At 45.8% G+C, this 10,650-nt stretch carries 9 protein-coding genes; 5 read left to right on the top strand and 4 right to left on the bottom strand.

Features of this window, described 5'->3' with window-relative positions; all coding sequences use genetic code 11:
• Positions 1–160: 160 nt before the first annotated feature.
• The gene (locus Q0757_RS16645) at positions 161–1,243 is read left to right on the top strand and encodes an alpha/beta hydrolase (RefSeq protein WP_298789247.1); all 1,083 of its coding nucleotides are present in this window, start codon (positions 161–163) and stop codon (positions 1,241–1,243) included.
• A 144-nt stretch (positions 1,244–1,387) separates the two neighbouring features.
• Here the strand turns inward: Q0757_RS16645 and Q0757_RS16640 are convergent, their stop codons facing one another.
• Positions 1,388–2,086 carry a Na-translocating system protein MpsC family protein gene (locus Q0757_RS16640; protein ID WP_298789246.1) on the bottom strand — a complete coding sequence of 233 codons (699 nt, stop codon included), beginning with the start codon at positions 2,084–2,086 and terminating at the stop codon, positions 1,388–1,390.
• Between the two features lie 623 nt (positions 2,087–2,709).
• Here Q0757_RS16640 and Q0757_RS16635 point away from each other — a divergent pair.
• Positions 2,710–2,868, top strand: a complete 159-nt coding sequence (locus Q0757_RS16635; RefSeq protein ID WP_298789245.1) for a hypothetical protein — start codon at positions 2,710–2,712, stop codon at positions 2,866–2,868.
• A gap of 127 nt (positions 2,869–2,995) precedes the next feature.
• Positions 2,996–3,691 carry a DUF2294 domain-containing protein gene (locus Q0757_RS16630; protein WP_298789244.1) on the top strand — a complete coding sequence of 232 codons (696 nt, stop codon included), beginning with the start codon at positions 2,996–2,998 and terminating at the stop codon, positions 3,689–3,691.
• A 349-nt stretch (positions 3,692–4,040) separates the two neighbouring features.
• Here Q0757_RS16630 and Q0757_RS16625 read toward each other — a convergent pair whose 3' ends face one another.
• A complete protein-coding gene (locus Q0757_RS16625; RefSeq protein WP_298789243.1) occupies positions 4,041–4,802 on the bottom strand; it encodes an SDR family oxidoreductase in 762 nt (253 codons plus the stop codon).
• Between the two features lie 200 nt (positions 4,803–5,002).
• Between Q0757_RS16625 and Q0757_RS16620 the strand changes: the two genes are divergently transcribed.
• Positions 5,003–5,605: a TetR/AcrR family transcriptional regulator gene (locus tag Q0757_RS16620; RefSeq protein ID WP_298789242.1), complete on the top strand. Its 603-nt coding sequence runs from the start codon at positions 5,003–5,005 to the stop codon at positions 5,603–5,605.
• A gap of 25 nt (positions 5,606–5,630) precedes the next feature.
• On the opposite strand, the gene Q0757_RS16615 is transcribed toward Q0757_RS16620, so the two are convergent.
• A complete protein-coding gene (locus Q0757_RS16615) occupies positions 5,631–7,358 on the bottom strand; it encodes a plasmid pRiA4b ORF-3 family protein (protein WP_298789241.1) in 1,728 nt (575 codons plus the stop codon).
• A gap of 136 nt (positions 7,359–7,494) precedes the next feature.
• Between Q0757_RS16615 and Q0757_RS16610 the strand changes: the two genes are divergently transcribed.
• Entirely contained in the window at positions 7,495–9,441 is a 1,947-nt protein-coding gene (locus tag Q0757_RS16610) for a DUF2075 domain-containing protein (RefSeq protein ID WP_298789240.1), read from the top strand.
• A 46-nt stretch (positions 9,442–9,487) separates the two neighbouring features.
• Here the strand turns inward: Q0757_RS16610 and Q0757_RS16605 are convergent, their stop codons facing one another.
• Positions 9,488–10,591, bottom strand: coding sequence for an AbrB family transcriptional regulator (locus Q0757_RS16605; protein WP_298789239.1), 1,104 nt, complete (start codon positions 10,589–10,591; stop codon positions 9,488–9,490).
• Positions 10,592–10,650: the final 59 nt, after the last annotated feature.

The following is a 10,650-nucleotide window of genomic DNA, read 5'->3' as shown; positions in this document are numbered from 1 at the left end:
CGGCTAACTTCATTCTACTAGAAAAGGACTTCCTTTTTTCGTGTTCGCTCGTTTACACAAAATATTTTACGCTCTCATAAATTTCCGGGGAATGGTAATTAAGAATTAAATGTGTAATAATATAATTTATTTTATTCTCATTTAGGAGGATCTGACACCTATGGATCACAGTCATGAAGAGCTTGTGCAGCGCTTGAAAGAAAAATCATCGTTTGTGAAAGAAGGCAGCGCAGAATTAGTTTCAAAAAGCATCCCGTTTTTTGAGCAGGAAGAGGGTTTTGATCCGAGAGTGAAGCAGTTTTTGGAGCAGGAAACCGACCCGGAGCTGAGACGCCCTATGTCGCACGACGACCTTGAAATCATCCGCAACCGTAAAGAAAAAGAGAGCCGGGATTTAAGTCCCGATATTCGTGTGGAGACAAAACTCATTTCTTTAGAGGGCCGAAACTTAGAGCTGAAAGTATATAACCGGTCAAAAAATACCAAGCCGATGCTTGTTTACTTTCACGGCGGTGGATTTTTTGAACGTGATGAAAGAGTAATGGACAATATATGCAAGCTGTTGGCTGAAAAGGCGGAAGCTGTAGTGATTGCGGTCGAATATCGGCTCGCCCCGGAGCATAAATACGCAGAAGGCCTGAATGACTGCTTTGACAGCGTACGTTATGTATGTGACAACCGGGACGAATTCGGCGCCGATACCGGACGGGTTGGCCTGGTGGGCGATAGTGTTGGAGGCAATCTGGCGCTCGGTGTTTATCATTTGAGCCGTGAAAAATCCTGGCACATTTGCTATATGAGTTTATTGTGTCCGTTGCTGGATCTATCCGATGTATCCGGGGGAAACCGGAAAATGGAACAGTACAATCCTGGTGCGGACAAAGAGCTTGTACGTCAGGAGCTTGTAACAATGAGGGAGTCTCTATCCTTTATTCAATCTCTGTATGTCAAAGATCTTGAAGAACTCGATCAGCCGCTTGTCTCCCCGCTGCGGAGTAAGGAAAGCGTTACGTATCCCCCGATGACGGTGATAACGGCTGAATTTGATTTCCTCCGGACGCAGGGAGAGGAATTTATGAGAAAGCTTCAAGAGCAGGAGAGTCCGGTACGCTATGTTGAATATAAAGGTATGGTTCATACGTTTTTAAAGAAACTCGGCTATTATCCACAAGCTGCTGACGCAGTCCGGGAAACGGCCGTCCACTTTCGGGAAGTACTGCAAAATAATAAGCAAAACCATTAACTAGAGCCGAAAGGGAGGGGATTCCCTCTTTTCGGCTCTTGCTTCGAATTTTTGCAAAACATTTCTGCCTTATTGCATTTTCTGTTAAAAACTTGTTTGTGCTCAGTAAATAAAAAGGCCAGGAATCGAAGTCCTGGCCAGCGGCTATCTCTTTTTTTCTGGTTCCAAAGCAAGAATCATATATCCTTTATCTTCTTTAAAATCCCAGTCGGTGAATACATCTGTAATTTGCCGCTGCAAAATTGGCTGCATATGCTCTTCACCGAATAAACGCCTTTCCATGGGGCGCTTGGCAATTTTAAGCTGTTCTTCAAAGCCGGCTTTGATGAGTTCCTTCTCAATTTCGACAAAAACGCCGAAGCGGTAAACCATTATCGAGCGTTCGTCAATCCAATAAGCCTTTGTATAGGCGGGCTCCTTCTGGCCTTTAATACTCAGATTCACGATTTTTCTTTCAAAGGCCCGCTGGCTGAGGTGCCTGGGCCAGGAGTCCTTTTTTGACAGTTCCTCATCCATTACCGCCCAGATCATGCCGCTGTGCGCCTTTAAATTCCAATCAAAGTACCATTCTTTAATTGTTCCATTTACCATGCCTTCAATGTCCGGCTGAATCCGTGGGCAGAATTCATTCATAATAAATTTTCTGGATTTCGCAATGCGCTGTTCTTCATTTTGCTGTAATAGAATATTTTCCATTGGACCCAAAAAATCTTTAACGTACATTATTAAAAAAGGTCGCTTATAGGAAACATGAATGTTTACCGGGCCTTTTCCAAAATGATCCCTCAATGCTTTGCCGGTATAAGCTGCAATCAATTGGGCTTCAGTTTGTTGTTGTTCCATAAGATCTCCTTTTTTAAGAAGAAGGGTTCTTCCTAACTTATTACCATTATACTACCAAATGAGCTTTTTAAATACGGATTACCGGTTTAATGAAACTAAAGGGCTATGACTAAAATTATTATTGTACCAAGGATTTTTGAATTTATGATAAAGCAGCACATATTTGTATCCGAGACCTAGCAGACTCGAGCGCCCTCTTTTACTTTAGAAAAGACTAAGCGTATCATATGAAGTGGAAGGCACATAGAACGGTGGCTTCTCCGTAAAAGAGCTCTTCCTACGCCGGCAGGAAGAGTTTTTTATACGTTATAGACGGAACCAGGAATAAAGATTCCTGGTCTTTTTTATGAAAAGTAAATATTAAAAATGAACAAGTACACTTGTTGTTAATGATGTATATACCTAGTATGATAGAGTAGACACGTGGTCACAAGTCTGCGTACGAAAAGCATACAAAAACAATTTTACCTATTGATGGCGGTTAACATTCTGGACAAAAGCGCCAGTAATGCACTGCCCGGTGAGATTGTTTTCCCGCATGATGTTATTCATATAGAAAAATAATGGACAGCGGGGCAAAAAGACTGTAGAGGAAAAAGCAGGCAGTGCCTGCCTATTTTGGTATGCTTTTAAAAACAGGCGAAGGTTGGTCCAATATTGGCCTGCTGCCACACGGAGCGGAAGTCATCAGACAATTAGCGCTGATGAATAAGCTGCAGGGAGGTTTTTTCTCTGTGGTTTTTTTGTGTTTTTTAAACCTATTAGGAGTGAAAATTATCTAGTGTTTCTTATCGAAACAGCGATTGAAGGGAGGAGAAAGCTGAACGAAAAAGACACATATTCAGAAGAGCAGGTGGCAGTTGAGCGCCAAACTGTATAACCATTTGTTTTTCAAAAGGGGCCAGTAGGATGGAAGAGACAAAAAATGAACATGGGGAAATTGCAGGCTACATTGGCAGACTAATCAGAGAAAATTTTGGAAAAGGACCCACGTCTGTATATGTTACGCTTGAACATCCCTTCCTGGTTATTCATTTGCGGGATTTTTTGGCACCAATGGAAGCTATTCTGGTTTCTCAAAGCGAGAACAAGCGTGTGGAAGAAACGAGAGATCTCTTATTCGACCAGCTGCAGACGGAAATACGTGCCCAATTGGAGGCTATTGCCGGGATTACTATTCAGGAAATGTATTTCGACTGGGATCTCCATAAAAAAAGAGGGGTTATCCTTGGTATTATGTCCGAAGACACTTCGGAATGCCAGGCCAAGTGGCCGGCGCATTTGGATCATAAGCGGTTTAACGACAAAGTTATTGAATTCAGTGAGTGGGGGCAGAAGGTACCGGCAACGACAGAATCCTTCTGGCTGAATGAGCGTACTATTGTCATTAAGAGGACGGGTGTGTTTGTTGAAATCGAAAAAGAGCTGATCGCAGCCGGTTACACAAATGAATTAAAAGAAGTAAAGAAGCCGTTAGAGCTTCGGATGATTCACAAAGCCAGCCTGGAGTCTTTTATTGACGGTAAAATAACAGAAGTGTTTGTTGCCTGGCATTTCACTGGAGATAAAGGTTATGCTGTGCTGGTCGTACAGCCAAAAAAATAATAAGTTTCATTTGCTGGCCGGAAAGATAAATAACCAGCGAGTGATAGCTAAATTGGACTGGCAGCTACAGCTGTCCTGTGAATTGAAGTAGAAATTTTTTCTGCATTGTTTTATTTCTCATAATGGAAGAAAATACTGGTCAGTTCACGAGTCGTTGAGCTTATGTGAGAGATTAAACCTTTCAGCTTTCCCTTTATGCAAATAATTTTGTGGATTATTCAGCAAGCTGTCACAATCTCGGTGGTGGTGTCATTATGCTATGGCTGTGGTTCTTCCTGATGAAACAAAAACGGTTCCGGCAAGCAGCCGGAACCGTTTTGCTTTGTTGCGTAAGCAGGCAGGCCGCCCTTTAAAAACCAGCCGTCCAGCCGCCGTCTGCGGTTAGCACGGTGCCGTTGATAAATCCAGCATCGTCGGAAGCTAAAAACAGTGCTGCACTCGCAATTTCGTCGGCCTGGCCGACGCGGGGAATCAGTGACTGGGTCTTCTGAGTCCGGGAGGAGCCGAATTCACTCATCTCCTTCATTGTAGAGCCAATGTTGGTTTGGACTGCTCCCGGAGCGATGGCATTACAGCGGATGCCTTTATCTGCATACATAAAGCCTGTATTTTTAGTCAGCCCGACCACGGCATGCTTTGAAGCCGTATAGGCCGCTCCGGCATGCCCTCCATTTAAGCCTCCGGTTGATGCGGTATTAATAATAACGCCCTTTTCTTTTTCCAGGAAAATCGGAAGCGCGTAACGAATGGCACGCATTACGCTTTTTGTATTAATATCAAACAGCAGATCCCATTTTTCGTCGCTAATGTCCCCGGCCGCTTCCATACCATCCATAATCCCAGCGTTGTTGACCAGGATATCGAGGGTGCCGTAAACGTTAACGGCTGTATCGATCATGTTTTTGATGTCCTCGATCTTCGTCACATTCGTTTCCACCGCCTGAGCGGTGCCTCCATTTGATGTAATCGATTCGGCCACTTCTTCGGCTCCCTGCTTATTCACATCTGCCACAATCACTTTTGCTCCTTCAGCAGCAAATCGTTCAGCGATCGCTTTCCCCATTCCCGATGCAGCTCCGGTCACTACGGCCGTTTTTAATTGTAATTTCATTTTTCTTCCTCCTCCGGGTTAATGTATTCGTTTACAAATTGAATTTATTCAACACTTGTTCAATAATTAATTCTAATTGTAGTATAATAGACACATGTCTTTAACTACAATCATCAAAAACAGTGCCTATTGTCGGTTAGTATACAAATGTCGGTGCTATTGTTTATAATTTTAAAATTATAGAAGAAAGGAGGAGGTTTATGAAATCATCCTCTGAAGCCACAGACCGGAGAGTGAAAAAATCAAAAAAAGCGATGCAGCAGGCGCTGCTTGAATGGATGGAGGAAAAAGATTTTAAATCCATTACGATCACAAACATTGTCCAGCGGGCCGATGTAAACCGGGGGACGTTTTATAAGCACTATAATTACAAGGAACAGCTCCTCGAAGAAATCATGGACGGGGTTACAGCTGATTTAAAGGAAGCATTCCGAAAGCCGTATAAAAGTAAAGCAATGCTGGAGCTGCCGGAATTAACGGTGTCTTCAGTGAAAATATTCGAGCATGTATTGAAGCACGAGCGGTTCTATACCCTCGTTATTGCCTCAAATGCTCTCAACGGCTTTCAGTACAAATTAGCTTCGATTCTCCGGGACCTCTTGCTCGAGGATCTTTTACAAACCACAGAAGACGATGGTATCGACCGGAAGCTTCAGGCCGGCTATCATTCTCACGCCATTTTCGGAATGATTGTCGAATGGGTCCGCGGAGGATTTGAAGACCAGCCGGATTATATGTCTGAGCAGCTGCTGTTAATACTCAGAAGCCGCCCGGTTCACGTCGTGTTTAAAGCAGAAAGCTGATTAAAAGCGCAACAAGTTGTGTGCATCAGTATCGTGAAAGCTGTTTGATTAAATCGTTTACGAGATTTTCAAGCACCGCAATTCTTTTTTTCGTATGCATGACAGTCGGTACACGTGAAATTGCCGTTTTTAAGGAGGTGGCTGCTTTAGAACCGGTAACGGTGACCGATTTAGGCACTCCCTGGAAGGTGTTCAGGCATAGCTGGTTAAATTTTTGCAGGAATTGTGCTGAAGCCTCCTCCTGGCTGGTGGCGATGTCGTGAGAGAGCACTAGTTCCGATTTTTTGTCTACAAACATGCATATCCACGGATGAACCGGGGAGCCTGAGGGGGAATTGCCGAGGGTAACGGAACCCACCCTGAATATGCCTCCGTATAAATGAGTATTCCGCATAGGAAGCTTCTCTAAGGACGTGTTGTCCGGGACCTCGACATCTCCGGCAACTGGTGGACCTTGGCCGCCGGCCTCTATAGAAAACAAGGGCTCGAGGCGTACATTATGAACTTTCTCGTAGGAATTTCGAAGCTCCCCCTCGTCGAATACAGGAATTACATTCGTTTCGGCTCCGTTCAAGGCCTGGGGGTTGGAGTCAAAATAATCCAGTATCATTGGCACGAGCGGCAATACATGCAAAAAGGCAAAAAGGTCGTGCGCTTGTAAAAACTGGGGGCTCTTTCCAGGCGTCAGCTGTCTGAATGTCGGCCAACGATCATGGTCGTGGAATGCGTAGCCAGTCTGAATGATCAACTGGTGATCGGACGGCTCCAATTCCTCTATATCGTCAAATGAAAGAAACAGTGCTTCCAAATCATCGGCAGTAAACGAAGGATCGAAAAACTGTCTGTATAAAGCCCGTTCTCCTGTATCTCCGGTATACAATGCCAACCCGTAGACCTCCTGTTCATCTCCGAGCACACTGGCAATAAAGCGTTCCCCGGTCTCCGGCAGCGTGAAACCGAATAGGTCGGCAGAGGCAATATCCCTCCACGGAGCGTCCCAATAGAACTCCCTTGCTTCATCAAACAGGTCTGCCCATTCTCCTAACGTGGCAAGGTCGTTCTCCTTTACGCCGGGAAGAGGAACAAACTTTTCCCAATCCGATTCATCTGAAGTGCCGAAATTTTCAACGAAGTAAAGCAGGTCGTTTAAGTAATGGCGGAACCTCGTTTCGCTGAAATTTCCCTTTGGCGTCCGCCATGTGTCATCAGAAACCTCTGCACGGGGGTTAGGCTTTGTCACGTTTAAACATACAGGAGAAGGGTCGACAGATTCTCCGGTTATGATTTGTTCGAGCAGAACCTCGTGCCCGTGGTCATCTCCGAAGTCATATAAATAGCTGATCTTCTGCCCCTCTTTCCAGAGCCAGTCGAAGATCGTTTCATTTCGTTCATCAAATACGCCTGGTTTTTCTTCGATATCCGGTAAGTCCATGCTCGTAATTTCATATACGGCAGGCTGGTCCGGCGCCATGCGCTGCTTCATCTTCAGGTACTCGTTCTGGTCCATTGAGCGGGCGCTTTTCATTGGTTCAAGAACCTCTTTTTCGAAATGTTTTACCTTTTTCTTGTACTCCTGGTGTTTTATATCACTGCTATCCTGCAGGTAAAAGGTGTGCAGGTGGCTCTGCTCCCATAAAAAAGCTGCCTGAATTAAGTTATGCAGATCAAAAAATGTAAACGAAGACGGCAGCTCAAATCTTCTCCAGACAGGAGGTTTCGTGTCCAGAAGCCGCACTTTTAACTGTAGTTTCAATATAAGCACCTCCTAAAGGTTATATCTACAGTTTAGCAAAAAAATTTAAGGAAACGGAAAAGCTTTTCCCTTGTGATATGATAGTGAAAACTGATTCACTCTATATTCATTTTGCCAGCTGAAAGGAGCTTTGACCTTGATCGTCTACGAAGCAAATAAACAAGAATTTCTTGAGGATGTTTTTCACGATGAACTGGTTACCAACATATGCAGCAATTATACGTCCAAGGTCGGTAAAATCAACGAAGCAGAGGTTAGGTCCTGGGATAATTCGATGCAGTACATGTACCGTGTGCTGATGGATGACGAAATTCCGGACAATGCCGGAGTTGCGATTGAATTTAAAATTCCTTATACGTCAAAGCGGGTGGACTTTTTAATATCGGGCAAAAATAATAATGATCCTGCTATCGTTATTGTCGAGCTGAAGCAGTGGAGCAGGGCGGAAAAAATTACGGGGAAAGAAGCGATCGTTAAAACGGCAATGGGAGGCGGACTGGTGGAAACAACTCATCCTTCCTATCAGGCCTGGTCATACGCCTCTCTGATTAAAGATTATAACGAAAATGTACAAAAGGAACGTATTGAACTGCACCCATGCGCTTATTTACATAACTACCTGCTGCAGCCGAAAAATGAACCGCTCACCGATGATGTCTACACCTATTACGTGGGCCAGGCTCCTGTATTTGCAAAGGGAGGGGCCGGCAAGCTCCGCGCGTTTATTAAACAATACCTGACGCATGGGGATAACAATGAAAATATCTACAAAATTGAAAAGGGGAAAATCCGCCCGTCGAAATCGCTTCAGGATACGCTGAACAGCATGCTTGCGGGAAACGATGAATTTCTGATGATTGACGACCAGAAGGTTGTATACGAAACAGCGCTGCAGCTCGCAGAAGAAGCAAAACGCACGAATACCAAGCAGGTGCTCGTCGTTGAAGGCGGCCCGGGGACGGGGAAATCGGTGCTTGCGGTTAACCTTCTGGTGGAGCTGACCAACAGAAATCAAACTGTCCAGTATGTAACGAAAAATTCAGCGCCGCGAAACGTGTATGCCAATAAACTAAAGCAGGACTACCGCAAAACCCATATTGATAATTTATTTAAGGGGTCAGGCAGCTATGTGGACCGGCCGAAGGATGAACTAGATGTGCTGGTCGTAGATGAAGCCCACCGCTTAAATGAAAAGTCCGGTTTGTTTCAAAATCTCGGAGAAAACCAGATGAAAGAAATTATCCATACATCGAAGCTGGCGGTATTTTTCATGGATGAACATCAGCGGGTCACTTTAAAGGACGTGGGGACGACGAAGGAAATCGAAGCATTCACTGAGCAAGCAGGAGGCGCCCTGCACCGGATGAAGCTTGCCTCCCAGTTCCGCTGCAACGGCTCCGACGGGTACCTGGCCTGGGTGGATGATACGCTCGGTATTCGGGAAACAGCCAATGAACATTTCATGGGAAACGATTACGATTTTCGGGTATTCAGTGATCCAAATGCCTTGTACGAAACGATTGCTTCGTTGAACGAGCGAAATAACAAAGCAAGGCTTGTCGCCGGATACTGCTGGGAGTGGCCTAAAAAAGAGCGGGCTTACTCGGACGCGCACGACATTACACTTCCCGGGCACAGCTTTGGCATCAGCTGGAACCTCGATACCTCTAATACATGGGCCATTGATGCTGGCTCTGTCACAGAAGCAGGATGTATTCACACGTGCCAGGGGCTCGAATTCGATTACGTGGGTGTTATTATCGGGGATGACCTCGTGTACCGCAACGGGGAAGTACAGACCGATTATACGAAACGGGCCAAAACCGATCAATCGCTGCGCGGGATCAAAAAAATGATGAAGGAGGAGCCGGAAAAAGCCGGAAAGCTTGCCGACGAAATTATCCGGAACACCTACCGGACGTTAATGACGAGAGGGCAGAAAGGGTGCTTTATCTACTGCACGGATAAGGAGCTTGAGCAGTATTTTAAAGAACGGCTGGCGCTTACGGAGCTCGGGTACAAGCCGGAGAGTTTTTTCAAAAAGGACCTGGAGGTAGCTGAAAACTATTCCGAGTATGAATAACACTAAAAAGTATCCCTTCGCCCTGGTAAAAGGCAGAGGGATACTTTTAATTTTTCAATGCCTCTCTTTTTCTGATCCATTTAAACAGCCACCGAAGTATTGGGGGCACGGCTATAAAAATGAACAGAATGCGAAACAGCTGGTAGCAGATGACAATGGAAATGTCGGCGTTTACCTCCCGGCCGATAATGCCCATCTGGTCCATGCCGCCGGGAGCTAGACTTAACAAGGCAGTAGCGGGAGAAACATGGTGCAGGTGCTCCAAAATCAGGCTGAGACTGAATGCCCCGGCGATCAGAACGACTCCGCCCGTTACGGTCAGCGCTCCAATTCTTGCTTTATGCTGAAGCTGTTCGGGCCGGAGCAGCAGACCGAAGTAAGTACCAATCAACAGCTGGGCTCCGTTCATTATGACAACCGGAAGGGCTGGCGCCTGCAATCCGGCAAGCGTAACACCAATCATCACAAGCATAGGAGCGAGCATATAGGACGTGGGCAGCCGGAGCTTTTGTCCTGTCCAGGCCGCGGCGAGGCAGAGGCCAAGAAACAGAAGAGCTGAAGGAAAAAGGCCGTTCCAGGAGGCCGCGGTCTGAACGGAGCTTCCGCCGGACGCCGCATTTCCGTCTGTAAATAAAGGACTCACCGCAAGCACGGGGACTAAAAACATTATTAAAATAATCCGGGTCACCTGCATAAAGGTCACGATCGTAATATCAATCTGCTTTTCTTCTTCCGCGAGAGTCACCATCTGCGACAGACCGCCCGGAATGCTTCCGGTCAAAGCCGTGGGCAGGGAAACCCCGGAAAGAGAAGCAAACCCGAAGGCCATCAATCCGGAAAACAAAAGAAGCAGCATCGTCAGCCCAATCATCATCGGCAGCTGAGTGCCGATCTGATAAAAGGTCTCCATCGTAAACGCCAGGCCGATCGTATAGCCGACAATTATTAATCCGGTATTACGAAAAGACTGTGGCCAGTACATCTGCGCGCGGGGAAGCTTCGAAAGAAACAACACAACCGCCATCGGTCCGAGCAGCCAGGGCACCGGAATATTCAAGAGGGAAAAGAAGAAGCCACCGGCGCAGGCAGCTGCTGCAGTAACAAAAAGACGCAGCCAGACCGGCTGCACACATGTAGAATCAGAAAACATACAAAGACCTTCTTTATTGATTAGTAGCATAGATTAAAGTGATTGTAGCATAAAAATAA

The organism is uncultured Marinococcus sp., assembly GCF_947493875.1.
Taxonomy (GTDB): Bacteria; Bacillota; Bacilli; order Bacillales; family Marinococcaceae; genus Marinococcus.
Note: the sequence above shows the minus strand (reverse complement) of the source record. Positions and strands in the feature narration are given on the sequence as shown.